This window comes from Metabacillus arenae, assembly GCF_014773385.1.
GTDB lineage: Bacteria > Bacillota > Bacilli > Bacillales > Bacillaceae > Metabacillus_D > Metabacillus_D arenae.
The window spans coordinates 193,924-220,556 of record NZ_JACXAI010000006.1; the positions used below are offsets into that span (position 1 = coordinate 193,924).

At 38.3% G+C, this 26,633-nt stretch carries 22 protein-coding genes; all 22 read left to right on the top strand.

Annotated elements, in window-relative coordinates:
- Positions 1-234: 234 nt before the first annotated feature.
- The 22 genes from pyrH (at position 235) to IC621_RS07475 (ending at position 26,500) form a co-directional block, all read left to right on the top strand.
- Positions 235-957 carry a UMP kinase gene (gene pyrH / locus IC621_RS07370; protein WP_191157229.1) on the top strand — a complete coding sequence of 241 codons (723 nt, stop codon included), beginning with the start codon at positions 235-237 and terminating at the stop codon, positions 955-957.
- A gap of 38 nt (positions 958-995) precedes the next feature.
- Positions 996-1,517, top strand: a complete 522-nt coding sequence (gene frr, locus IC621_RS07375) for a ribosome recycling factor (RefSeq protein WP_396652992.1) — start codon at positions 996-998, stop codon at positions 1,515-1,517.
- 134 nt (positions 1,518-1,651) lie between these two features.
- Positions 1,652-2,428, top strand: coding sequence for an isoprenyl transferase (locus IC621_RS07380; protein WP_191157233.1), 777 nt, complete (start codon positions 1,652-1,654; stop codon positions 2,426-2,428).
- Between the two features lie 14 nt (positions 2,429-2,442).
- A complete protein-coding gene (locus IC621_RS07385; protein ID WP_191157235.1) occupies positions 2,443-3,237 on the top strand; it encodes a phosphatidate cytidylyltransferase in 795 nt (264 codons plus the stop codon).
- An 18-nt stretch (positions 3,238-3,255) separates the two neighbouring features.
- Complete coding sequence (dxr, locus tag IC621_RS07390) at positions 3,256-4,404, top strand: 1-deoxy-D-xylulose-5-phosphate reductoisomerase (protein WP_191157237.1); 1,149 nt, start codon at positions 3,256-3,258, stop codon at positions 4,402-4,404.
- A 16-nt stretch (positions 4,405-4,420) separates the two neighbouring features.
- A complete protein-coding gene (gene rseP / locus IC621_RS07395; protein ID WP_191157239.1) occupies positions 4,421-5,680 on the top strand; it encodes an RIP metalloprotease RseP in 1,260 nt (419 codons plus the stop codon).
- 202 nt (positions 5,681-5,882) lie between these two features.
- Positions 5,883-7,586: a proline--tRNA ligase gene (locus IC621_RS07400; RefSeq protein ID WP_191157241.1), complete on the top strand. Its 1,704-nt coding sequence runs from the start codon at positions 5,883-5,885 to the stop codon at positions 7,584-7,586.
- Between the two features lie 428 nt (positions 7,587-8,014).
- Entirely contained in the window at positions 8,015-12,331 is a 4,317-nt protein-coding gene (locus tag IC621_RS07405; RefSeq protein ID WP_191157243.1) for a PolC-type DNA polymerase III, read from the top strand.
- Positions 12,332-13,004: 673 nt separating this feature from the next.
- Positions 13,005-13,478, top strand: a complete 474-nt coding sequence (gene rimP / locus IC621_RS07410) for a ribosome maturation factor RimP (protein ID WP_191157245.1) — start codon at positions 13,005-13,007, stop codon at positions 13,476-13,478.
- A gap of 261 nt (positions 13,479-13,739) precedes the next feature.
- Entirely contained in the window at positions 13,740-14,861 is a 1,122-nt protein-coding gene (gene nusA / locus IC621_RS07415; RefSeq protein ID WP_191157247.1) for a transcription termination factor NusA, read from the top strand.
- A gap of 13 nt (positions 14,862-14,874) precedes the next feature.
- On the top strand, positions 14,875-15,150 hold the full coding sequence (rnpM, locus tag IC621_RS07420; protein WP_191157249.1) for an RNase P modulator RnpM: 276 nt from the start codon (positions 14,875-14,877) through the stop codon (positions 15,148-15,150).
- Between the two features lies 1 nt (position 15,151).
- Positions 15,152-15,454 carry a YlxQ family RNA-binding protein gene (locus tag IC621_RS07425; protein WP_191157251.1) on the top strand — a complete coding sequence of 101 codons (303 nt, stop codon included), beginning with the start codon at positions 15,152-15,154 and terminating at the stop codon, positions 15,452-15,454.
- A gap of 19 nt (positions 15,455-15,473) precedes the next feature.
- Positions 15,474-17,648 carry a translation initiation factor IF-2 gene (gene infB, locus IC621_RS07430; RefSeq protein ID WP_191157253.1) on the top strand — a complete coding sequence of 725 codons (2,175 nt, stop codon included), beginning with the start codon at positions 15,474-15,476 and terminating at the stop codon, positions 17,646-17,648.
- Positions 17,648-17,926 carry a DUF503 domain-containing protein gene (locus IC621_RS07435; RefSeq protein WP_191157255.1) on the top strand — a complete coding sequence of 93 codons (279 nt, stop codon included), beginning with the start codon at positions 17,648-17,650 and terminating at the stop codon, positions 17,924-17,926. The genes infB and IC621_RS07435 overlap by 1 nt, the downstream gene beginning before the upstream one ends.
- 14 nt (positions 17,927-17,940) lie before the next feature.
- Positions 17,941-18,300 (top strand): 30S ribosome-binding factor RbfA, encoded by a 360-nt coding sequence (gene rbfA, locus IC621_RS07440; protein WP_191157257.1) that lies wholly within the window; start codon positions 17,941-17,943, stop codon positions 18,298-18,300.
- A 255-nt stretch (positions 18,301-18,555) separates the two neighbouring features.
- On the top strand, positions 18,556-19,482 hold the full coding sequence (gene truB / locus IC621_RS07445) for a tRNA pseudouridine(55) synthase TruB (RefSeq protein ID WP_191157259.1): 927 nt from the start codon (positions 18,556-18,558) through the stop codon (positions 19,480-19,482).
- A 32-nt stretch (positions 19,483-19,514) separates the two neighbouring features.
- Entirely contained in the window at positions 19,515-20,483 is a 969-nt protein-coding gene (gene ribF, locus IC621_RS07450; protein WP_224752373.1) for a bifunctional riboflavin kinase/FAD synthetase, read from the top strand.
- A 104-nt stretch (positions 20,484-20,587) separates the two neighbouring features.
- Positions 20,588-20,857, top strand: coding sequence for a 30S ribosomal protein S15 (rpsO, locus tag IC621_RS07455; RefSeq protein ID WP_191157262.1), 270 nt, complete (start codon positions 20,588-20,590; stop codon positions 20,855-20,857).
- 183 nt (positions 20,858-21,040) lie between these two features.
- Complete coding sequence (gene pnp, locus IC621_RS07460) at positions 21,041-23,158, top strand: polyribonucleotide nucleotidyltransferase (RefSeq protein ID WP_191157264.1); 2,118 nt, start codon at positions 21,041-21,043, stop codon at positions 23,156-23,158.
- A gap of 622 nt (positions 23,159-23,780) precedes the next feature.
- Positions 23,781-24,761, top strand: coding sequence for a polysaccharide deacetylase family protein (locus IC621_RS07465; protein WP_191157266.1), 981 nt, complete (start codon positions 23,781-23,783; stop codon positions 24,759-24,761).
- A gap of 33 nt (positions 24,762-24,794) precedes the next feature.
- Positions 24,795-26,036, top strand: a complete 1,242-nt coding sequence (locus tag IC621_RS07470) for a M16 family metallopeptidase (protein WP_191157268.1) — start codon at positions 24,795-24,797, stop codon at positions 26,034-26,036.
- 191 nt (positions 26,037-26,227) lie between these two features.
- Complete coding sequence (locus IC621_RS07475) at positions 26,228-26,500, top strand: YlmC/YmxH family sporulation protein (RefSeq protein WP_191157270.1); 273 nt, start codon at positions 26,228-26,230, stop codon at positions 26,498-26,500.
- Positions 26,501-26,633: the final 133 nt, after the last annotated feature.

The window sequence follows — 26,633 nt, forward strand, 5'->3', positions numbered from 1 at the left end:
CATGGAGGATCGACTGATCCTGGAGCAAAGAAATCAAAAAAAATGGGGAACACACAAACAGTGTTCCCTCTTTTTAGAACGAGTCTGTTAAAAGCTGACCTTCTAAGTTAGAAAAGAAAAAGTATTTAAAAACTAAAGTCGTTAGGTCGGTATTTGAATCTTTTACAGATTTCATTGATTCCCACCGTGGACTTCTCACTTCTAGGAAGCAAAGGTTTAAACTTGGAGGTTAATATGAGTCAACCAAAATATAATCGTATTGTGCTAAAACTTAGTGGGGAAGCATTGGCTGGTGCTCAAGGCTTTGGGATTAATCCAACCGTGATCCAATCAGTGGCAAAACAAGTGAAGGAAATTGCTGAGCTTGGCGTTGAAGTAGCTGTTGTAGTAGGCGGCGGAAATATTTGGCGCGGAAAAATCGGAAGCGAAATGGGCATGGATCGTGCAAATGCCGATTACATGGGGATGCTTGCAACTGTCATGAACTCGCTGGCATTACAAGACAGTTTAGAAAATCAAGGAATCCAAACTCGTGTTCAAACTTCAATTGAAATGAGACAAGTTGCCGAGCCTTACATAAGAAGAAAAGCGATACGTCATCTTGAGAAAAAACGCGTAGTCATATTTGCAGCAGGTACGGGAAATCCTTATTTCTCAACTGATACAACTGCCGCACTTCGAGCTGCGGAAATTGAAGCAGATGTTATCTTAATGGCGAAAAACAATGTAGACGGCGTGTATAATGCTGATCCAAAAGTAGATGAAAATGCTGTGAAATACGAAAACCTCTCTTACTTAGATGTTATTAAAGAAGGACTGGCAGTCATGGATTCAACTGCATCATCATTATGTATGGATAACGATATCCCGCTAATTGTTTTTTCTATTATGGAAGAAGGAAATATAAGACGAGCAGTTTTAGGTGAAAATATTGGAACAATCGTAAGGGGGAAATAACCTTGTCAAAACAAATCGTTACCGGTTCAAAAGAAAGAATGGAAAAAGCAACTGCTGCCTTTAGCCGAGAATTAGCATCGGTACGTGCAGGACGCGCAAATGCATCTCTTTTAGATAAAATTACTGTTGATTACTATGGGGCACCAACACCTGTTAATCAAATGGCTTCTATTACGATTCCTGAAGCACGTATGCTTGTTATTACACCATATGATAAAACAGTGCTGGGAGATATTGAAAAAGCAATCTTAAAGTCAGATCTTGGGATTACGCCAACAAATGACGGTTCCATCATTCGAATAACAATTCCAGCGTTAACGGAAGTAAGACGAAAAGAGCTTGTGAAATTAGTAAGAAAATATTCTGAAGATGCAAAAGTAGCTGTTCGCAACATTCGTCGTGATACGAACGATGAGTTGAAAAAATCTGAGAAAAACGGAGAAATGACAGAAGATGATCTTCGCGGATACACAGATGATGTTCAAAAGCTGACAGATGAATATGTTAACAAAATTGATAAGATTACAAAAGATAAAGAAAAAGAAATCATGGAAGTTTAATTAAAAACTATGTACAATAGAATTGTGCAAAAAGACCCTCTAACGTTTACAGGGGGTTTTTTTGTTAATACTGTTTACTAACTTGAATAAGGTAAACAGATAAAGCTTACTTATTTGGGTGACGGAGGAATCACATGCTCAATTTACTCAAAAAATGGAAGAACAAAGAAGGGTCTTCCGAGGCAAAATTTTTAAAAGAAGATATTAAAAATGGAAATATTCCTCAGCATGTTGCCATTATAATGGATGGAAACGGAAGGTGGGCCAAAAAGAGGGCATTGCCCAGAATTGCTGGTCATCATGAAGGAATGAAAGTAGTCAGAAGGATAACTAAGCTGGCAAATGAAATCGGCGTTGAAGCATTAACCTTGTACGCGTTTTCTACAGAAAATTGGAAACGCCCGAAAATGGAAGTCGATTATTTAATGAAACTTCCTGAAGAGTTTCTAGAAACTTTTCTGCCAGAATTGATTGAAGAAAATGTTCAGGTTCGGTTAATGGGGGATAGAAATAAGCTGCCTGCACACACTTTAAATGCTGTTAATAAGGCTATAAGGGAAACAAGTCATAATAATGGCCTTATCTTAAACTTTGCCTTGAATTATGGCAGCCGTACTGAAATCATTCAAGCAGTTCAGCAAATTGCTGAAAAAGCAAGAGATGGAAAGCTTCAAAAAGAAGAAATAGATGAAAATCTTTTTTCGAACTATTTAATGACAGGTACTTTAAAAGATCCTGACCTCTTAATCCGAACTAGCGGTGAAATTCGCCTTAGCAATTTTATGCTTTGGCAGCTAGCTTATACCGAATTTTGGTTTACTGATGTTTTATGGCCTGATTTCCGAGAGGAACACTTCATACAAGCCATCGGTGAGTTTCAACAGCGTGGTCGGAGATTTGGCGGAGTTTAGAAGGTGATGAAGATATGAAACAACGGATTTTTACGGCTGTTTTAGCATTAGCCATTTTTTTGCCGATCGTATTTATTGGTAAAATCCCATTTACAATTGTAATCTATATTTTAGCTTCAATTGGTTTGTACGAGCTATTAAAAATGAAAAAAATCTCATTAATTAGTATTCCTGGGTTAATAAGTGTTTTTTTATTATGGGTATTACTTATTCCAGACAGCTATATTACTCTTTTGGACGACATAAATATATCTAAAGCGGAATTTGCATTACTCGCAGTTTTATTATTTTTGACGTATACCGTTACGACAAAGAACAAGTTTACATTTGATGATGTAGGTTTTGTCATATTATCTGCTTTGTACGTAGGAATGGGCTTTTATTATTTTATTGAAATTAGAGAGCTGGGATTAGAATATATTTTCTACGCCTTATTCGTGATCTTTGCAACTGATTCCGGTGCTTATTTTATTGGCCGAGCATTTGGAAAACGTAAGCTTTGGCCTGAAATCAGTCCAAATAAAACGGTTGAAGGATTTATCGGCGGGATCGCTTGTGCTATTGTAGTAGGTGCTCTTATGCAAGCATTTACAGGGATAGGGGATTCTTTTATTAAAATCGTGTTTATGACCATCTTATTGTCTATTTTTGGCCAAGTTGGTGACTTGGTAGAATCGGCTTTAAAAAGACACTATCAAGTAAAGGATTCTGGTCAGCTGCTCCCGGGACATGGGGGAATACTTGATCGTTTTGACAGCTTATTATTTGTATTACCTTTTCTTTATTTCTTATTGGTTTTGTTGAATTGATATACTGGGAGTGACGATGTGAAGAAAATTAGCTTATTAGGTGCAACGGGATCGATCGGAAAGCAAACTCTCGATATAATTAAGGCACATCCCGAACAGTTTAAGCTTTCAGCCTTAGCATTTGGTTCTAACATGGAAAGTGGCATAAAGGCGATTGAAGATTTTTCTCCGAAGTTTGTTTCTGTAAAAGACAAGGAAACATATGATGAGCTGAAAAGCTTATTTGGACATAAATCGATCACCTTTTCATACGGTATCGATGGGTTAATTGAAGCAGCAACATATGATGAGGCTGATATTTTGGTTAATGCCGTTATTGGCAGCGTTGGATTGCTCCCAACAATGAAGGCGATTGAAAGTAAAAAAACAATCGCTCTTGCAAATAAAGAAACTTTAGTCACTGCCGGACATTTAGTGACAGAGCATGCAAAGAAGCATGGAGTATCTCTTTTGCCTGTAGATAGTGAACATTCTGCTATTTTTCAATGTTTACAGGGAGAAAACGAAAAGTCGCTGACAAAAATTATTTTGACAGCTTCAGGAGGCAGCTTTCGAGATAAAACCAGATCAGAGTTAATTGATGTGACAGTTGAAGACGCACTGAAACATCCAAACTGGTCAATGGGCGCAAAAATTACGATTGATTCTGCTACAATGATGAATAAGGGACTAGAAGTGATCGAAGCTTTTTGGCTGTTTAATATGCCATATGAGAAAATTGAAGTATTATTACATAAAGAAAGCATTATTCATTCTATGGTCGAATTTCATGATCGCAGTGTGATCGCACAATTGGGATCACCGGATATGAGGGTACCTATACAATATGCTTTAACCTATCCTGAAAGATACCCTTTTCCCCATTCAAAACAATTAAATCTATGGGAGATTGGCACATTGCATTTTGAAAAAATGGACCTTGAACGTTATCGATGCTTAAAGTTTGCTTACGAATCAGGTAAAATAGGTGGGACGATGCCAACTGTTTTAAATGCAGCTAATGAAGAGGCTGTAGCTGCCTTTCTTCATGGGAAGATTAAATTCCTCCAAATTGAAGACCTTATTGAACAAGCATTAACCCAGCATGATGTGATCAATCAGCCAACATTGGAAACCATTCAAGAAATTGATCATTCTACAAGAGCATTTGTTCAATCACTAATTTAACAAAGGTGGTATGTAAGTGAATACAGTGATAGCTTTTATTTTGATCTTTGGCGCACTCGTATTTTTTCATGAATTAGGTCACTTAGTTCTTGCAAAAAGAGCAGGTATTTTATGTAGGGAATTTGCGATTGGGTTTGGTCCGAAGATTTTATCATTTAAGAAAAATGATACGGTATATACAATCAGACTATTACCAATCGGTGGATTCGTTCGAATGGCTGGAGAAGACCCCGAAATGATTGAAGTGAAACCTGGATATAATATTGGTTTGATATTTAATAAATCAGGTGAAGTAGAAAAAGTTATTTTAAATAACAAAGAAAAATATCCTCAGGCCAGAATTATTGAAGTCGAAAAGGCGGATTTAGAGCATGAGATGTTCATTACTGGCTTTGAACAAGGGGCAGAAGATAAACTGCAAAGATTTGCAGTAAGTGAGACGTCATATTTTATAGTTGACGGAAATGAAGTTCAAATTGCACCATATAACCGTCAGTTCGGTTCTAAAACTCTTGGTCAGCGTGCTGCTGCTATCATTGCCGGGCCTCTAATGAACTTCATTTTAGCTTTTGTCATTTTATTTTTACTTGGGTTTATCCAAGGAGCTCCCATTGATGAGCCAAAATTGGGAGAGTTAATTGCTGATGGCTCAGCTGCTAAATCAGGTCTTCAGGAGGATGATGTCATTAAATCAATTGAGGGCCAAGAAATGACAAGCTGGACAGAAGTTGTCGAGATGATACGTGCTAACCCTGAACAGGAGCTCACATTTGAAGTAGTTCGTAATGGGGAAACAATCAACATTGATGTTGTACCGCAAGCTAACACAGTGGGTGAAGAGACAATTGGTCAAATCGGTGCTTATACACCTGTAGAGAAAGGTTTTTTCAGTTCCTTAAAATTTGGTGCAGTTGAAACGTATACGTGGACAAAGGAAATATTATTTGGACTAGGTAAACTGATCACAGGACAATTTTCAATTGATATGCTCTCAGGACCAGTCGGCATATATGATATGACAGACCAAGTTGCTCAATCCGGCACGATGAATCTATTAAGGTGGGCAGCCCTGCTTAGTATTAATTTGGGAATTGTAAATCTTCTGCCAATCCCCGCATTGGACGGAGGACGTCTCCTTTTCTTCGCAATTGAGGCGATTCGTGGAAAACCTATTGACCGCCAAAAAGAAGGGTTGGTTCATTTTATCGGCTTTGCCTTAATTATGCTGCTAATGCTCGTTGTAACATGGAACGATATTCAAAAGTTTTTCTTATGATAAATAAAAAGCTGTTTTCTAAGATTAGTTGCTATCAACTTATAAGAGACATTTATAAAAGCAATCGGTGATTCGCCGATTGCTTCTGATCTCACATCTAACCTCTCACCTCAGGGAGATCATTTAAAATTCGAAGTGATAGACTTTTAAGCAGGGAGTAACTGAGTATGGGGAAACAGTCTAATGAAGATGAGGTGCTTATATGAAACAAAGTTTAACGTTTATTCCTACTATGAGAGAAGTACCGGCAGATGCAGATATTAAAAGTCATCAGTTGTTATTAAGAGCTGGCTTCATCCGCCAAACGGCAAGTGGTGTGTACAGCTACTTGCCGCTTGCCCAAAAAGTATTGACGAAAATTCAGCAAATTGTCAGGGAAGAGATGAATAAAGCTGGTGCGGCCGAACTTTTAATGCCTGCGCTTCAGCAAGCCGAGCTGTGGCAGGAATCTGGCCGCTGGTATTCCTATGGTCCTGAATTAATGCGTTTAAGGGATCGGCATGATCGGGAGTTTGCACTCGGGGCAACTCATGAAGAGGTAATTACCAGCATAGTACGGGATGAAATTAAATCATACAAACGGCTGCCGCTAAGCCTCTATCAAATTCAGTCTAAATTTCGTGATGAAAAACGCCCTCGCTTCGGCTTGTTAAGGGGCCGGGAATTCATAATGAAGGATGCTTATTCTTTCCATTCGTCTTTTGAAAGTTTGGATCAAGTCTATGAAAAAATGTTTACTGCTTACAGTAATATATTTTCCCGCTGTAAATTAAATTATCGAGCTGTTATTGCGGATTCAGGAGCAATGGGAGGGAAGGATACTCATGAATTCATGGTTCTCTCTGATGTAGGCGAGGACACCATTGCTTATTCAGATTCTTCTAATTATGCTGCAAATATTGAAATGGCACCTGTTCATATGACCTACGAAAAACCGACAGGTTCAGCTGAAGACCTTGAAAAAGTGGACACTCCTGAAATGAAATCAATCGATGAGGTTTGTCATTTTCTTTCTGTTGATAAAAAGAATTGTCTCAAATCATTACTTTTTAAAGTAGATGAAAAATTCGTTTTAATCCTTGTTCGCGGAGACCATGAAGTTAATGATATTAAAGTGAAAAATCTGTTTGAAGCAGATATTGTGGAATTGGCTTCGGCTGATGAAACAAAGCAAATAACAGGTGTTATTCCTGGCTATGTAGGCCCTGTCAATCTGCCTGAATCAGTCGAAATCGTTGCAGACCATGCAGTGCTTGCTATTGCAAATGGGGTTTGTGGAGCAAATGAGGAGCATACTCATTATAAGGGAGTAAATCTTGATAGAGATGCAAATATAAGTCAATTTGCAGATTTACGTTTTATCCAAGAAGGAGATCCTTCTCCTGATGGGACAGGTACAATACAGTTTGCCCGCGGGATCGAGGTAGGACATGTTTTCAAGCTTGGAACAAGATATAGTGAAGCGATGAATGCTTCTTTCTTAGATGAAAATGGCAGATCACAGCCATTAATTATGGGCTGCTATGGAATTGGAGTATCAAGGACTCTTTCAGCAGTTGTTGAACAATACAATGATGAAAATGGAATTGTTTGGCCTGCCGACCTTGCCCCTTATGATGTTCATATCATTCCTATCAATATGAAGCAAGATGCTCAAAGAAATCTGGGAGAAGAGCTTTACGCTGAATTTCTTGATGCTGGATTAGACCCGCTAATCGATGATAGACAAGAAAGAGCAGGGGTTAAATTTGCAGACTCTGATTTAATAGGGATTCCTGTTCGGATAACGGTAGGTAAGCGTGCTGATGAAGGAATAGTGGAAGTGAAAGTTAGAACTACTAGGGAAACTCAAGAGTGTGATCGAAGTGAAGTGCTTTCCGTTATTAAAAACATTCTTAATAAATAAGTTTTCTATCCATAGAATTAATCATGTTATGATAGATTCATGATGTCATTTTGAAGGGGCAGACTCAGAAGGTTAATGCCAGCCACTAAACATTGTATAATAAATGTGGACGGGCTTATGAGTCAGCCCCTTCTATCATGACTTTGTTAATATTTTTCAAATCGGCTTTTTTTAATAGATTGTTGCTTTTGGAGGATAAAGGATCGTTAAATAGATTGCTTCCTGTCTCACTGCTAGAAGTGGGAAGTCAGAGGTCGGATTTGAGGAAATCAGCGAATGAGCCGATTTCTCAATTAAAATTCCTCTAAGCTCATATCTTACATTTCATTGCTATGAGAGAGAATGTTTTTTGGGTGTAATGAAAGATGCGGAGACCAAAGCAAAGTTTAAGAAAACAGCCATGAAATAAGAGAGGGGAATAGTGAAAGATGCAAGAGATTTCACCTCAGCAGAAAGAACGTTTCCAAGTACTTTTGCAGCAAATAGACTTGACAGATGATGTGATGGTTCCTTTTTTTAAGAATGGAGCTATTGCAAAACTAACTGTTCATAAAAAAACACAAAACTGGCATTTTCAATTTTTGTTTGAGCGGATTTTGCCATACGAAATTTACCAAGCTTTTCATACGAATTTAAAAAAAGCTTTTTCCCATATTGCTTCTGTTACATTTTCAATTCAAGTGAAAGATCAACATTTTTCAGAAGAGGCCGTACAAGATTACTGGAGTTTTTCTATTCAAGAGCTGCAGGGGATATCTCCGCCAATTCTGGCTTTGCTGAATGAACAAAAACCTGCATTAAACGGGGTCAAATTGCTATTAAAGACGAAAACTGATACAGAAGCTCTTGCAATTAAGAAAAAATACGCAAGCATCATTCAAGAAAGCTTTCATCAATATGGTTTTCCTTCTTTTCAAATCGACACAGAGGTTTCGATTACAGAGGAAGAAATGACAAGATTCAGGGAGCAAAAACTGCAAGAAGATCAAGAAAAGGCTAGAATAGCTGTGACAGAAATGCAGAAGAAAGAAAAAGAATCCCAAGATCAAACGATTTCTTCTGGGCCAATTACGATCGGGTACACGATTAAAGAGGGGGAAGAGGTTCGAACACTTGATTCCATTATGGATGAAGAACGCAGAATAGTCGTTCAAGGATATGTGTTTGATGCTGAAACAAGAGAGTTAAAGAGTGGAAGAACACTCATTACTTTTAAAATCACAGACTATACTAATTCTTTGTTAATCAAAATGTTTGCTAGAGAAAAAGATGATGCAGCGCTAATGCAGAACATCAAAAAGGGTATGTGGGTAAAAGCTAGAGGAAGCATTCAAAATGATACCTTTGTCCGTGACCTTGTTATGATTGCGAATGATATTAATGAAATGAAGCCTAAAATACGGCAAGATCTCGCACCTGAAGGAGAAAAACGGGTAGAATTACACCTTCATTCACCAATGAGTCAGATGGATGCTGTGACATCTATAAGCAGACTTGTGGAACAAGCTAGTAAATGGGGACACTCTGCTATTGCTTTGACAGATCATGCTGTAGCTCAGTCCTTTCCAGAAGCCTATGCTGCAGGAAAGAAAAACGGAATTAAAATGATATACGGTGTAGAGGCAAATCTAGTCGATGACGGGGTGCCGATCGCATACAATGAGAAGCATCGCCTATTAGATGATGACACTTTTGTAGTGTTTGACGTAGAAACCACTGGTCTTTCTGCTGTATATGACACAATTATTGAACTTGCTGCAGTAAAAATTCAAAACGGTGAGATTGTTGACCGCTTTGAAGCGTTTGCTAATCCTCATCACCCATTATCCGCAACAACGATCGAATTAACAGGTATTACAGACGACATGGTAAGAAATGCGCCTGATGTTGTGGATGTACTTAAAGATTTTAAGGAATGGACAGATGATGCTGTTCTCGTTGCACATAATGCAAGCTTTGATATGGGCTTTTTAAATGTCGGTTACAAAAAGCTGCTTAGAGCCGATAAAGCTTCCAACCCTGTCATCGATACTCTTGAGTTAGGGCGTTTCTTATACCCCGAGTTTAAAAATCATCGATTAAATACTTTGTGTAAAAAGTTCGATATCGAGCTTACTCAGCACCACCGTGCCATTTATGATGCAGAAGCAACAGGTTATTTATTGCTGAAAATGTTAAAGGATGCTGCTGAAAAAGGGATCGCTTACCATGACCAATTAAATGATAATATGGGACAATCTAATAGCTATCAACGATCAAGACCTTATCATATCACACTTCTTGCAAAAGATGAGAAAGGCTTAAAAAATTTGTTTAAGCTCATATCTATGTCTCATATATCTTATTTTTATAGAGTGCCTCGAATTCCAAGATCTTTGCTGCAAAAATATCGAGAAGGTTTGTTAATTGGTTCTGCATGTGATAAGGGTGAGGTTTTTGAAGGAATGATGCAAAAATCTCCAGAAGAGGTGGAGGACATTGCGTCTTTCTATGACTATTTAGAGGTTCAGCCTCCAGAGGTCTATCGTCATTTATTGCAGCTAGAATTGGTACGTGATGACAAGGCATTAAAGGAGATTATTTCAAATATTGTGAAGCTAGGTGAAAAACTGAATAAACCAGTTGTTGCCACCGGAAATGTTCACTACTTAAATGAAGAAGATAAGATTTATCGTAAAATCCTGATTGGCTCACAAGGTGGAGCTAATCCATTAAATCGTCATGAACTTCCAAAAGTTCACTTTCGGACTACAAATGAAATGCTTGATTGCTTTCAATTTCTTGGTGAAGAAAAGGCAAAGGAAATTGTCGTAGAAAACACTCAAAAAATAGCAGAACTGATAGGTGAAGTGAAACCAATTAAAGATGATCTGTTCACACCAAAAATTGAAGGTGCAGATGAAGAAATGCGAGAAATGAGCTATTCCATGGCGAGAAGGATTTATGGAGATTCCCTCCCTGAGATTGTTGAAGCAAGACTTGAAAAAGAATTAAAAAGTATAATAGGTCACGGATTCGCGGTTATCTATTTAATTTCTCATAAGCTTGTAAAAAAATCTCTGGATGATGGGTACCTCGTTGGTTCACGTGGATCTGTCGGTTCTTCATTTGTTGCAACTATGACGGAAATCACAGAAGTTAACCCTTTGCCTCCTCATTATGTATGTCCTGAATGCAAACAATCAGAATTTTTTAATGATGGTTCAGTTGGCTCAGGGTTCGACTTACCTGATAAAGATTGCCCTAATTGCGACGTCAGTTATCGAAAAGACGGCCACGATATCCCGTTTGAAACTTTCTTAGGATTTAAAGGAGATAAGGTGCCTGATATTGACTTGAATTTTTCGGGTGAATATCAGCCAAAGGCTCATAACTTTACAAAAGTATTGTTTGGAGAAGACAATGTGTATCGTGCAGGTACAATTGGAACTGTTGCTGAAAAAACAGCTTACGGCTATGTGAAAGGGTATGCGAATGATCATAATCTTCATTATAGAGGGGCAGAAATAGATCGTTTGGTTCAAGGCTGTACTGGAGTAAAGAGAACAACAGGTCAGCATCCAGGCGGAATTATCGTTGTTCCTGATTATATGGATATTTTTGATTTTTCACCTATACAATTTCCTGCTGATGCAACAGGGGCGGAATGGCGTACAACCCACTTTGATTTTCACTCTATTCATGACAATTTATTAAAGCTTGATATTCTTGGACATGATGATCCGACTGTTATCCGAATGCTTCAAGATTTAAGCGGGATTGACCCGAAGACAATCCCGACAGATGACCCTGAAGTTATGAAAATATTTAGCGGTACAGAGTCATTGGGAGTAACTGAAGAGCAAATTATGTGTAAAACAGGAACATTAGGCATCCCGGAATTCGGGACACGGTTTGTACGGCAAATGTTAGAAGATACTAAACCAACAACCTTTTCAGAGCTGGTCCAAATTTCAGGGTTGTCTCACGGTACGGACGTTTGGCTAGGAAATGCCCAAGAATTGATTCACAACAATACGTGTACACTGAGCGAGGTTATTGGATGTCGTGATGATATAATGGTCTATCTCATCTATCAAGGACTTGAGCCATCCTTTGCCTTTAAAATTATGGAATCTGTTCGTAAAGGTAAGGGACTGACTGATGAAATGGAGGAAGAAATGATTAAAAACAATGTACCTGATTGGTATATTGACTCCTGCCTGAAGATCAAATACATGTTCCCAAAAGCCCACGCTGCTGCTTATGTATTGATGGCTGTAAGAATTGCGTATTTTAAGGTCCATCATGCTCTTCTTTATTATGCAGCTTACTTTACAGTTAGAGCAGATGATTTTGACATTGATTCAATGGTAAAAGGATCTACAGCCATTCGTGCCAAAATAGAAGAAATCAATGCAAAAGGCTTAGACGCAAGTCCAAAGGAAAAAAACCTGTTAACTGTACTCGAGCTTTCACTTGAAATGTGTGAGCGCGGATATGGATTCCAAAAAGTTGATCTTTACAAATCAAGTGCAGCGGAGTTCATTATTGAGGGAGATAAATTGATTCCGCCTTTCAATTCCATTCCGGGACTCGGAACAAACGCTGCATTAAATATTGTTAAGGCTAGAGAAGACGGGGAATTCCTTTCTAAAGAGGATTTGCAGCAAAGAGGCAGAGTTTCAAAAACGATACTGGAATACTTGGATACCCATGGCTGCCTTGAAGCTTTGCCAGAGCAAAATCAATTGTCATTGTTTTGATCAAGGCAATTGGTAAGAAAACAGGTGGTATGTGTTTAAAGAAAATAGCTCACTCGCCGACTAGAGGTGTGACTTGAAGCAATCGGGAGATCCCCGATTGCTTTTTTTGGTAAAGTTTCATCGAAGCTATTGTCTCAAATATTAGCATGTCTACAGGTTTGATATGAACTCTAATGAGAAATCGGCTCACTCGCCGATTTCTTCCATCCCGACCTCAGACCTCCCACCTCCAGAATATTTGCATATAAAATTTGGTTATGTTATAGTTTTATTGGAAATGCTAGTGGTATGCAGGAGGCAAAGAGTGGGGAAACCCACTCTTTCGTGTTGATAACGGAAATTTTTGTCTCATGATTCGGATAGTGTGATTGAAACGAGGCTGACTCTAAAAGCAATGTGCCTGGCATCTCTATTACTACTTTTGAAAGCCACCCTGAAAGTAGTATTAGTACTAGCGCCGGTACTGCAAGAGTCAGCCCCTTTTTAAACAACTTTAACGTATTCTTGCAGTTTCATTCAGCAAGTTTAAGTTTACTTAAGCACTAAAGAGAATGGGGTGGTTAATCATTTAAAGAAATCAGCTCTTTCGCTGATTTCTTTAAATCCCACCTCTAACCTCTCACTTCTAGAAAAACGCACTGGCGATTTTCTTAAAGGCATAAGGAGGAAAAAAATGAGCAAAAAAGTCACAGAAGTTGTCGAAGAATTTGTTCAACCCATTGTAGATGACCTTCAACTTGAACTAGTCGATATCGAATATGTTAAGGAAGGAAAAAACTGGTTTCTTCGCGTGTTCATTGATTCAGCAGATGGTGTTGATATTGAAGAATGCGGCACAGTAAGTGAACGATTAAGTGAGAAACTAGATGAGGTTGATCCGATTCCTCACAACTACTTTCTAGAAGTGTCTTCTCCTGGAGCGGAGCGGCCATTGAAGAAAGAAGCTGATTTCAACAAGTCGATCGGTAAACAGGTATATATTAAAACATATGAGCCGATTGATGGTGAAAAAGTTTTCGAAGGGCAATTAATTGATTTTGACGGCAAAACGGTTATTGTTGCCAGGAAAATTAAAACCAGAACAAAACAAGTGATGATCCCTTATGAAAAAATAGCTAATGCACGTTTAGCCGTTACATTTAACTAAACGTATTTCATACTTTTCTTTTGGATCAGTATGTTACTGTTAATAGAATTTTAACGAATGAAGGTAAGTTCTCGCTGTATAGCTCCAGCGTCTATCACGATTCAAAAGGCAACAAGCCAAGCCTCCCAAAAAGGTAAAAGCAGCCCTTTCATGAGGCTTGACTTGTGCTCGCTGGTATAGGTGCTGCCCTAAGCTTTTCGTTCATGATTTTGATTGAACCAATTTTACTTTATTGCCAAGTTTAAGGGGGATAACACAAAAATGAGTAGTGAACTATTAGATGCCTTGACTGTTCTTGAGAGAGAAAAAGGCATTAGCAAAGATGTGATTATTGAAGCAATAGAAGCTGCTTTAATTTCTGCCTATAAACGTAATTTCAACCAGGCTCAAAATGTTCGCATAGATTTAAATCGGGAAACTGGAACTATGAAGGTTTTTGCAAGAAAAGATGTTGTGGATGAAGTATTTGATCCGCGGCTTGAGCTTTCTGTAGAAGAAGCACGTCAAATCAACCCAAATTATCTAAGCGGGGACGTAGTTGAGATTGAAGTTACTCCGAAAGATTTTGGACGGATTGCAGCACAAACCGCCAAACAAGTTGTGACACAACGTGTTCGAGAAGCAGAAAGAGGAGTTATCTATTCTGAATTTATTGACCGTGAAGAGGATATCATGACAGGTATTGTCCAACGAATCGATTCTAAATTTATCTATGTAAGCTTAGGTAAAATCGAGGCGCTACTTCCAGTTGGCGAACAAATGCCAAACGAAAGGTACAAGCCTCATGACCGAATAAAAGTATTTCTTACAAAAGTTGAAAAAACAACAAAGGGTCCACAAATTTTTGTTTCTAGAACACATCCTGGCTTATTAAAACGATTGTTTGAAATTGAAGTGCCGGAAATTTTTGATGGAACGGTCGAAATTAAGTCCGTTGCCAGGGAAGCAGGCGACCGCTCTAAGATTTCTGTACATTCCGATAATGCAGAGGTAGATCCTGTAGGATCTTGTGTTGGACCAAAAGGGCAACGGGTCCAAGCGATAGTTAATGAATTAAAAGGCGAAAAAATTGATATTGTCCGTTGGTCGAATGACCCATTTGAGTTTGTAGCAAATGCGCTAAGCCCATCAAAAGTCGTTGATGTCATTGTGGAAGAGGAAGATCAAGGTACGACTGTTATAGTGCCAGATTACCAGCTTTCATTAGCGATCGGAAAAAAAGGTCAAAACGCACGCCTTGCTGCAAAGCTGACTGGTTGGAAGATTGATATTAAGAGTGAAACAGATGCAAAAAAGCTGGGGATCTTCCCTCGGGGCGCAGAACAAAACATTGACGAAGCTGACTTGGAACTTGAAGCCGATTCATCTGAACTAGAAGAGTAAGAGGTGAAAGCAGGTGACTAATCGCAAAAAAGTACCGCTTAGAAAATGTGTGGCTACCGGGGAAATGAAACATAAGAAAGAGCTTGTCCGCATAGTCCGTTCTAAAGAAGGAGAGGTATCTGTCGATCTTACCGGCAGGAAAAATGGCAGAGGAGCATACTTAACTTTAAATGAGGAAAGTATTCAGCTCGCTAGAAAGAAAAACATCTTAGCTAACCATTTAAAAGCAGACATTAATGATGAAATATATCAAGAATTGTTAGAGTTAGCCAAAAAGGAGAAACAATAATTTGGTGAACAAGCAATGGTTGTCTCTATTAGGTTTAGCAAATCGAGCTCGAAAAATCATTTCTGGAGAAGAACTAGTTATTAGAGAGGTTCGAAATTCTCGTGCTAAACTTGTTTTACTTGCAGAAGATGCATCTGATAATACACGAAAAAAAATAACGGATAAATGCCGTTACTATAAAATTCCATACCGGATAGTATCAGACCGATACGAGCTTGGCCAGGCAATTGGTAAAGATGCTCGAGTTGTTGTTGCGGTAATGGAATCAGGATTTGCATCAAAAATGAAAGACTTGCTCGATTAATTCATTTGGGGGTGAACGTATGGCAAAAATAAGAGTTTATGAATACGCCAAAAAACATAACGTTTCAAGTAAAGATATTATTGCGGCTTTACAAGGAATGAATGTGGAAGTAGCAAACCACATGTCTATGATCGAAGCTGATGTTTTACAAAAATTGGACGGTAAATTTAATAAAAATAGTAAAAGTGATGATAACACAAAAGAGCAGCCAAAACAGACTGAAAAGCCAAAATCAAAAGTGAAAAATGTTCAAACGAACACGCAAAATGGTGGGGCGGCAAAACCCGCAATGAAAAAGGCTCCTCAAAATAATGGGGGAGGCGGGAAGAAACAAAACTCCCAAAATTTTAATAAAAATAAAAAGAATCAAAACAACAAGAAAAACAAACAACAAAATAAAAAAGGGAATTTTCAGCCGCAAAAAGAAATGCCTAAAAAAGAGTTACCAAGCAAAATTACTTTTGTTGGCAGCTTAACTGTAGGTGAGCTAGCTGGAAAGCTTGGAAAAGAACCTTCAGAAATCATTAAAAAATTAATGCTTTTAGGAGTAATGGCTACAATTAACCAAGAGCTTGAAAAAGACACGATTGAATTGATCGCTTCTGAATATGGTGTAGACGTTGAAGAGGAAATCGTTTTTGAGGAAACAGAATTTGAAAAATACGAAATTGAGGATACAGAAGGTGAACTTCAAATCCGTCCTCCTGTTGTGACCATCATGGGTCATGTTGACCATGGTAAAACAACATTGCTTGATTCTATCCGTCATACGAAAGTAACGGAAGGAGAAGCTGGCGGTATTACCCAGCATATTGGAGCATATCAAGTTGTAGAAAACGAAAAGAAAATCACCTTTCTTGATACTCCAGGACATGCTGCGTTTACAACAATGCGTGCTCGCGGTGCACAAGTAACAGATATTACAATTCTTGTCGTGGCAGCTGATGATGGCGTGATGCCGCAAACAATCGAAGCAATCAACCATGCAAAAGCTGCTGAGGTTCCGATTATTGTTGCAGTTAACAAAATGGACAAAGAAGCAGCAAATCCGGACCGTGTTATGCAGGAATTGACAGAACATGGTCTTGTTCCAGAAGCTTGGGGCGGGGATACTATCTTTGTACCAGTATCCGCTCTAAATGGTGATGGAATTGATGAGCTGCTTGAAATGATCCTGCTTGTCAGCGAAGTTGAAGAATACAAAGCAAACCCAGTAAGACGTGCTACAGGTACAGTTATTGAAGCACAGCTTGACAAAGGAAGAGGCTCTGTTGCAACCTTGCTCGTCCAAAATGGTACTTTAAACGTTGGAGATCCGATTGTTGTTGGTAATACATTTGGCCGTGTCAGAGCAATGGTTAATGATCTGGGCCGCCGAGTGAAGGTAGCGGGACCATCGACACCAGTTGAAATAACCGGATTAAGCGATGTGCCTCAGGCTGGGGATCAGTTCATGGTGTTTGAGGATGAGAAAAAGGCTCGGCAAGTAGGGGAAGCCCGTGCTCAAAAACAATTACAAGAACAGCGCAGTGAAAAATCAAAAATGAGTCTTGATGACTTGTTTGAAAAAATCAAACAAGGTGATGTCAAAGATATTAACTTGATTGTGAAAGCTGATGTTCAAGGTTCTGTTGAGGCGCTTGCTTCTTCCTTGCAAAAAATAGATGTTGAAGGTGTTAAAGTCAAAATCATCCATACTGGTGTAGGTGCTATCAATGAATACGATGTTATGTTAGCTTCTGCATCTAATGGAATAGTCATTGGTTTTAATGTAAGGCCTGATGCTGGTGCAAAACGGACAGCTGAAGTGGAGAATGTCGATATCCGCCTTCACCGGATTATTTATAAAGTCATTGAAGAAATCGAAGCGGCAATGAAAGGTATGCTTGATCCTGAATTTGAAGAAAAGGTAATCGGTCAAGTAGAAGTCCGCCAAACGTTTAAAGTATCTAAAGTCGGGACGATTGCGGGTTGCTATGTAACAGATGGAAATATTACACGTAATAGTGGAATCAGGCTAATTCGCGACGGAATTGTCGTATTTGAAGGTGAAATCGATACGTTGAAACGTTACAAGGATGATGTAAAAGAAGTTGCTCAAGGTTATGAATGTGGAATTACAATTAAAAACTTCAATGATATTAAAGAAGGCGATGTAGTAGAGGCCTATGTCATGGAGGAAATTAAGAAATAATGATCGGTTATGTCGAATGTGAGTGTTTCATCTATGATGCAGCTTCATTAAAAGACAAAAGAGCCGTTCTTCAACGAATTAGTTCAAGGATAAAACAAAAGTTCAATGTTTCGATAGCAGAAATAGATTATCAGGACACATGGCAGAGAACGAAGTTTGGGATTGTAGCGATAACATCCAATCGGGTATTTACTGAAAAGGAATTGAATAACGCCCTTTCCCTTATTGATTCGTTTCCAGAAATTGAACGAACTGTTACGTCCTTTGAGTGGTTTTAACCAGAGGTGATTATATGAGCTTAAGAGCAAATCGTATCGGTGAACAAATGAAAAAAGAGCTTAGTGAAATTATCGGACGAAAAATTAAGGATCCCCGTATTGGTTTTGTCACAGTTACAGATGTACGGGTAACCGGCGACCTGCAAATTGCAAAAGTATATATTTCAGTCCTAGGTAATGAAGAACAAAGAGAAAATACACTTAAGGGCCTTGCAAAAGCTAAGGGGTTTATTCGCTCCGAAATCGGACAGCGAATTCGTCTAAGAAAAACACCAGAACTAGTTTTTGAATTCGATGAATCCATTGACTATGGTAATCGAATTGAAACCATTATTCATGAAATAAATCAAGACAACGATAAAAGTAATGAATGACTCTAGAAAAGGATAGACATGTGTCTATCCTTTTCTCCTATTTAATCCCAATGCTATTTATCACTCAAGATTCTATGGAACCAAAGAAGATAGCTATGGTTAACTCCCGCAGTTGTCCATTGGTTTTAGGCAGTGGAAAATGCAGAAAACCCTTCTGCCTGAAAATTTCAAGTTATTAAACACCATACAATATGAAAGTCTGTAATTTGTTAGAAATGAGCTGTTCCATAAGTATACTAGTAAAGGGTGAGTCGTATGTTTGAAGGGGTCCTGCTTTTACATAAACCTCAAGGAATGACTTCTCATGATTGTGTAGCGAAATTGAGAAAAATACTTAAAACAAAAAAAATAGGTCATACAGGTACTTTAGATCCTGATGTATCAGGTGTACTTCCTATCTGTGTAGGCAGAGCAACAAAAATTGTGGAGTATTTGACATCTGAATCAAAAATGTATGAGGCAGAAGTAACCATTGGCTTTTCAACTACAACAGAGGATGCGTCAGGGGAAATAGTGGAAGAAAAAAAGGTTAGCCAAGAAATAAATAAAAAAAACATCTTATCTGTCTTAGAAAGTTTAACAGGGAGCATTGAGCAGATACCTCCAATGTATTCTGCTATCAAAGTTAACGGAAAAAAGCTATACGAATATGCCCGCCAAGGGATTGAAGTGGAACGACCAAAAAGAATCATTCAAATTCATAAGCTTGATCTTCTAAGCAGTATTATTCGAGAAAAAGGTTTGTTGAAATTCAAGTTTAGAGTACGGTGTTCTAAAGGGACTTATATACGTACACTTGCCGTCATGATAGGTGAAAAGCTTGGTTATCCTGCTCATATGTCTCATCTTATCAGAACGGAATCAGGTTCATTTAAATTAGAAGATTGTTTAACCTTTGAGCAAATTCTAAGTGAACTTGAGAGAAATCAATTACAAGAAAAAATGATCAGTATCAGTCAAGCTTTAAAAGATTTGCCGAATATGACCATAAATGATACATTAGCAGAGAAAGTATTGAATGGAGCAGTGCTTCCACTGCCAAATGAATTTAAATCATTAGACTTAGAAGCAGTTTTTGCTGTTTACAATTTACAAGGAAGCTGTCTTGCTTTGTATAAAAAACATCCAGTAAAAGATGGCTTAATGAAACCTGCAAAAATATTTGTCATACAGCAATCTTAAATATTGAAATGTTAAGAAAAAGGAGAAAAGCCTTGAAAACGATTGAACTCTCACACCCTCATCAATTTTCGAATACAACTTGTCCGGAATCTGTAATGGCTCTAGGGTATTTTGATGGAGTCCACAGAGGTCATCAAAAGGTTATTAAAACAGCTGTCAAACTGGCAAACGAAAAAAACATGCTGTCCGCTGTTATGACTTTTCATCCTCACCCTTCAATCGTTTTACGAAAACAAGGAAAGCAAGTGGACTTAATCACGCCGATCGAGGAAAAAATCCAACTAATTGAGGATATGGGAGTAGATTTGCTTTACTTAGTTCATTTTACTGAAGAATTTGCTTCACTGCTGCCTCAGGAATTTGTTGATTCCTATCTTATTAACTTGAACGTAAAGCATGTTGTAGCCGGTTTTGATTTTTCATACGGGAAAATGGGAAAAGGAACAATGGAATCACTTCCTTTTCACTCCAGGGAAAAATTCACGCAAACGATCGTAACTAAATTAACAGAACATGACCGGAAAATTAGTTCGACATTGATCAGAAAAGTGATTAGCAGCGGAGACGTCACTTATGCTTGGGAATTATTAGGCCGGCCACATTTTTTATATGGAGAAGTAATCCATGGAGATAAAAGAGGAAGGACGATTGGCTTTCCAACAGCAAATATTGAAACAAATGATCAATACCTCCTGCCTCCAACTGGCGTTTATGCAGTTAGGGTCATGATTGATGGGGAAAAATATGATGGTGTTTGCAATGTAGGATATAAGCCGACATTTCACAAAAGTAAACAGGAAAAGCCATCAGTTGAAGTTCATATTTTTGATTTTAATGATCAAATTTACGAAAAAAATATAAAACTTTCCTGGTATAAACGTATAAGAAGTGAGCAAAAGTTTAATACTGTAGATGAGCTCATTCAACAAATTAAGCGGGATAAAGAATCAGCTCAAGATTATTTTAAGAAAAACATGAATGATCCTTGCTTTCTCAGGTAAAAAATTGTATTCTTAATGATGTGGCTTTTAACCATTGCTTGGCAACGCGAATCACCGACGCTTGCTCGGTAATTGGGGCTTACTATTATTAGGAGGTGAACAGGATGGCCTTAACACAATCTCGTAAAAATGAAATTATCAGCGAGTACAAAACTCATGAGGCTGATACAGGATCTCCAGAGGTCCAAATTGCTGTCCTTACAGAACAAATTAACACTTTAAACGAGCACTTACGTACTCATAAGAAAGATCATCATTCTCGTCGCGGTCTTTTAAAAATGGTTGGTAAACGTCGTAACTTACTAACTTACCTACGTAATAAAGATGTTACTCGTTACCGTGAGTTAATTAACAAATTAGGCTTACGTCGATAATTTTTTAAAAAGAAAGCGGGATTAATCCCGCTTTTTTATCGTATTATAGCCCTAATTTTAGCAGGAAATAAAAAGTTTATTCATTTTCTATTCACATAAATGATAAAGATTGATATGTTAAAAATGTTTAGTTCATAATAGGATTACATAGTTTTTCATGCATTTTTAGAGAGGAGTTCATACATGGGACAAGATAAACAGATCTTTACCGTAGATTGGGCCGGCAGACAGCTCACTGTGGAAATAGGTCAATTAGCAAAGCAAGCAAACGGGGCAGTCCTTGTTCGCTATGGTGATACAGTCGTATTAAGTACTGCAACAGCATCAAAAGAACCGAAACCATTAGATTTTTTCCCGTTAACCGTAAACTATGAAGAACGATTATACGCAGTCGGGAAAATTCCTGGAGGATTTATTAAAAGAGAGGGGAGGCCAAGCGAAAAAGCGATTCTCGCCAGCCGTTTAATCGACAGACCAATCCGTCCTTTATTTGCGGATGGCTTCCGTAACGAAGTACAAGTTATCAGTATCGTGATGAGTGTTGATCAGAACTGTTCTTCTGAAATGGCAGCTATGTTTGGGTCTTCGCTTGCATTATGTGTTTCCGATATCCCATTTGACGGACCTATTGCAGGTGTGATTGTCGGACGGGTAAATGACGAATTTGTCATTAACCCTACATTAGAGCAATTAGAAAAAAGTGATATCCATTTAACAGTTGCCGGAACAAAAGATGCAATTAACATGGTAGAAGCAAGGGCAGATGAAGTACCAGAAGAAACAATGTTAGAAGCGATCATGTTTGGACACCAAGAAATTAAGAGACTAATCTCATTCCAAGAAGAAATAGCAGCCAAGGTTGGAAAAGATAAAATGGAGATCCAGCTTTATGAATTAAATGCAGATATTGAACAAGAGATCAGAAAATCTGCTGAGAAAGATTTACTTTCTGCTATTCAGGTCCAAGAAAAGCATGCACGAGAAGCTGCAATTGAAGAGGTAAAAGCTAAAGTCATTTCAGGCTATGAAGAGAAAGAAGCTGATGAAGATGAATTAAAGCAAGTTAAACAGATTCTTTCTAAGCTTGTAAAAGAAGAAGTTCGCCGATTAATAACAGAAGAAAAAGTAAGACCTGATGGCCGTAAAATTGATGAGATTCGTCCCCTTTCTTCTGAGACAGGGTTATTACCTAGAACACATGGATCAGGATTGTTTACAAGGGGCCAAACCCAAGCATTAAGTATTTGTACTTTAGGGGCCCTAGGAGATGTACAAATCCTTGACGGTCTGGGAATTGAAGAATCAAAACGGTTTATGCATCATTACAATTTCCCGCAATTCAGCGTGGGTGAAACGGGACCAATGAGGGGACCTGGAAGACGTGAAATCGGTCACGGAGCTTTAGGGGAGAGGGCATTAGAACCAATCATTCCATCAGAAAAAGATTTTCCATACACAGTCCGTCTAGTATCAGAAGTGCTTGAATCTAATGGTTCAACCTCTCAAGCAAGTATTTGTGCAAGCACATTAGCTATGATGGATGCTGGTGTACCAATCAAAGCACCAGTTGCTGGAATTGCGATGGGATTGGTAAAGGCGGGAGAACATTACTCTGTCCTTACAGATATCCAAGGAATGGAAGATCATCTTGGAGATATGGACTTTAAAGTAGCAGGAACAGCAAATGGTGTAACAGCACTGCAAATGGATATTAAAATAGAGGGGTTATCGAGGGAAATATTAGAGGAAGCACTTCAGCAGGCAAAGAAAGGCCGTATTGAAATCTTAAATCACATGCTTTCTACAATCGCTAAACCTAAAAAAGAGCTATCCCCATTTGCTCCAAAAATAGTAACAATGACCATCAACCCTGATAAAATCAGAGATGTAATTGGACCAAGTGGAAAACAAATCAATAAAATCATAGAAGAAACTGGCGTTAAAATTGATATCGAGCAAGATGGTACGGTTTTCATTTCTTCTACTAACGAGGAAATGAACCAAAAAGCGAAAAAGATTATTGAAGATCTAGTCCGGGAAGTAGAAGCGGGGCAAATGTATTTAGGAAAAGTAAAACGAATTGAAAAATTTGGTGCATTTGTTGAACTATTTAGCGGTAAAGATGGACTGGTTCATATTTCTGAGTTAGCAGAGGAACGGGTAGGTAAAGTAGAAGACGTTGTCTCAATAGGTGATGAAATACTTGTAAAAGTCACTGAAATTGATAAGCAGGGTCGTGTCAACTTGTCCCGAAAAGCTGTTCTTCGTGAGCAAAAGCAGAAGGAAGAACAAAATTCTTAGGTGGTAAGAGTGGAGAATGCAGCCAGGTTATCTTAAACCGGGCTTCTTTCTGTTTTTTCGTAAAAAAAGCTTAAATTGGCGAAGGATTAATTTTAAGTGGTTTTACAGTTTTTCCTTAAGAACTAATCCGATTTTGAAGAAGTTACAATACCACTTCTCCCAAAAACGCCAAGAGCCCCTTTCCTGGAAGCTCGCTCTAGACTGAGACAAGCGCTTCCACTTTTCCTTGTTATCCAGCGCTGGCGGACAGGACGTCCTAGTGCCAGCAGGCATAAGGCCGAGACGTCTTTGCCGGCCAGGCGCCATATCACCCCTTAGGTCATAAGCAATTCGTCCGAGAAGGTTAAGGTACAACCTTCCAGCAGGCCCGCCGAATCATTGTCGCCGAAGGACTAGTGCCCCTGAGCTTTTCGTTGTCAATTCAGAAAGAGTTTAAGTCAATTAAAGTAAAGGGTTGTTGTTGTCTAGCTTCGAATGCTGGCACGCCTGAGTTCAAAAGCCAATCCTCTCAAAAAGGCAAAGACAGTCTTTCGTAAGATCTGAAACTCTTTAAGTAAACGATTTAATAAAGTTCTACCTTGTCCCCTTTTGACATATTTTTTAATAAAAGGGGGAAGTATAGATGCGAAGGTTTTGGATACAAACGTTGGGATTTCTTGTTATTTTAACCATAAGCATAGGTTCTATTAAAAATCCATATACCCACGGTTATATAGAAGACCTAAAAGGGACAACGATGGCGGTAGCTAATATGGAAACAGATTTATATAGTGAGATTTCTGAAAAAGCGAAGTCATATGAGGTTCCAGCACAAGATGCGCAAATACATAGAGTGTGGAAAGCGATACCAGGATATAATGGTTTGACTGTTGATATAGGCGCCTCCTATAAAAAAATGAAGAATAAAAAGAAGTTTGAAGAGGATTTATTAGTTTATAAACAAGTGCCGCCTAAAATTCATTTATCAGATCTGCCCCCGCAGCCAATTTATCGCGGACATGAAGACAAACCCATGGTTTCTTTTTTAATAAATGTTGCATGGGGAAATGAGTATTTGCCGGATATGCTGGACGTTTTAAACAAGCATCATGTTAAGGCAACATTTTTTTTAGAGGGAAGATGGGTTAAGGAAAATCCAGATATGGCACGTATGATTCATGACGCGGGACATTTAATCGGGAATCATTCTTATTCTCATCCTGATATGAGCAAATTGACAAGAGAGCAGATTATTAAACAATTGAAGAATACAAATGAGATAATTAAGGCAACCACTGGTGTCGATGTGAATTGGTTTGCACCTCCAAGCGGCAGCTTTCGCCAAGAAGTAGTAGACATCGCTGATGATATGGGGATGAAAACGCTGCTGTGGAGTGTGGATACTGTGGATTGGAAGAAACCACAGCCGAGCGTACTTGTAGACAGGGTGATGAAAAAAGTCCACAATGGAGGAATGATTCTTATGCATCCAACCGCTCCAACTGCAAGCAGTTTGGAAACTCTTATCATTGCCATTAAAGAAAAAGGATATTCATTAGGATCTGTCTCCTCATTATTAGATGAAGAGAGAATCTCAGGCTCGAATAATACTGAAAAGCATTAATTTTGTGCAAAGTGAAGATTAGGAGGAACTTCATTGATCAAAAAGTATACTTGTCAAAACGGAGTAAGAATAATACTTGAAAATATACCAACTGTAAGATCTGTTGCAATTGGTGTTTGGATTGGCACCGGTTCAAGAAACGAGGACCCTTCTAATAATGGTATTTCACATTTTCTCGAGCATATGTTTTTTAAAGGAACTAAGGCACGAACAGCACGAGAAATTGCTGAATCATTTGATAGCATTGGAGGACAAGTAAACGCTTTTACTTCCAAGGAATATACTTGCTATTATGCAAAAGTGCTTGATGAACATGCATCATTTGCATTGGAAGTCCTGTCAGATATGTTTTTTCACTCAACATTTGACGAAGAAGAATTAAAGAAAGAGAAAAATGTAGTGTACGAAGAAATTAAAATGTATGAAGATACACCAGATGATATCGTCCATGATATTTTAAGTAAAGCCACCTATGGGAACCATTCATTGGGATATCCTATTCTTGGTACAGAAGAAACTTTGGCAACATTTAACGGAGATTCGTTAAGAGACTACATGGATCAAGCCTACACACCAGATAATGTAGTGATTTCGGTAGCAGGGAATGTTTCAGAAGGATTTATTGCAGAAGTTGAAAAGTATTTTGGCAGCTATGAAACTTCTCATAAAAAACTTGAATTTGTGAAGCCTGAATTTCAGGATAATAAGCTATCTCGAAAGAAGGATACAGAGCAAGCCCATCTTTGTATCGGCTACAATGGGTTAGAAGTTGGCCATGATGATGTGTATAATCTGATAGTTTTAAACAATGTTTTGGGCGGAAGCATGAGCAGCAGACTTTTTCAAGATGTCCGGGAACAAAAAGGATTAGCTTATTCGGTATTTTCTTATCATTCATCCTATCTTGATAATGGGATGCTAACCATATACGGCGGAACTGGCAGTAATCAGCTTGACGATCTGTTTGAAACGATCCAATTAACTCTTTCAAAACTCAAAGGTGATGGAATTACCCAAAAGGAGCTGGCCAACAGCAAGGAGCAAATGAAAGGAAACTTAATGCTTAGCTTAGAGAGCACAAACAGTCGTATGAGCAGAAACGGGAAAAATGAGTTATTACTTAAACGTCATCGTACTTTAGATGAGATTATTGATAAAATCAATCAAGTCACAGACCTCAAAGTCAATGAGTTAGCAAATGAATTGTTTAATGATCGTTATTCTGTTGCTTTAATTAGTCCAGACGGAAATATGCCAACTTCATTGAAATCTTGAAGATGCTGTAACAAAATGCATATTGAAGTCTTAATCATAAAATAACGAACTCGTGGTTGAAATCACTTTTGCTTTGCCTTGAGCAAAAACGAAATGAGCCCTTTTCATACAATTTTTATGCCTGTATCATATGATGCAGGCATTTTTTTTAGTTGCTTCAGATATATATGAGTACAAAGGGTGGTGATCATTTGAGATTAAGCGAGTTAAGTGGAAAGGAAATTGTAGATGTAAAGAGAGCTGAACGTTTAGGAGTTCTCGGACAAACAGATTTGGAAATTAATGAGGAAACTGGCCAAATTACCGCACTCATTATTCCCTCACTGAAATGGTTTGGTTTTAAGAAACAAGGTTCAGAGGTAAGAGTCCCCTGGCAGCACATTCGAAAAATAGGAACAGATATGATGATTTTAGATATTCCGGATGATCAAATAAATAAATTAGAAAACTCGGAGGACGCTTGATACTTTCTATCAAGCGTTTTTTCTTTATAAATTCTGGATCACTAGTGTTGCATAAATATTGTTTAAATTTTCAGATTTATCATTTTCTAGATTGAGAGCCAAAAAAGTAAATACCCAACAAAAGGTGGCTCCA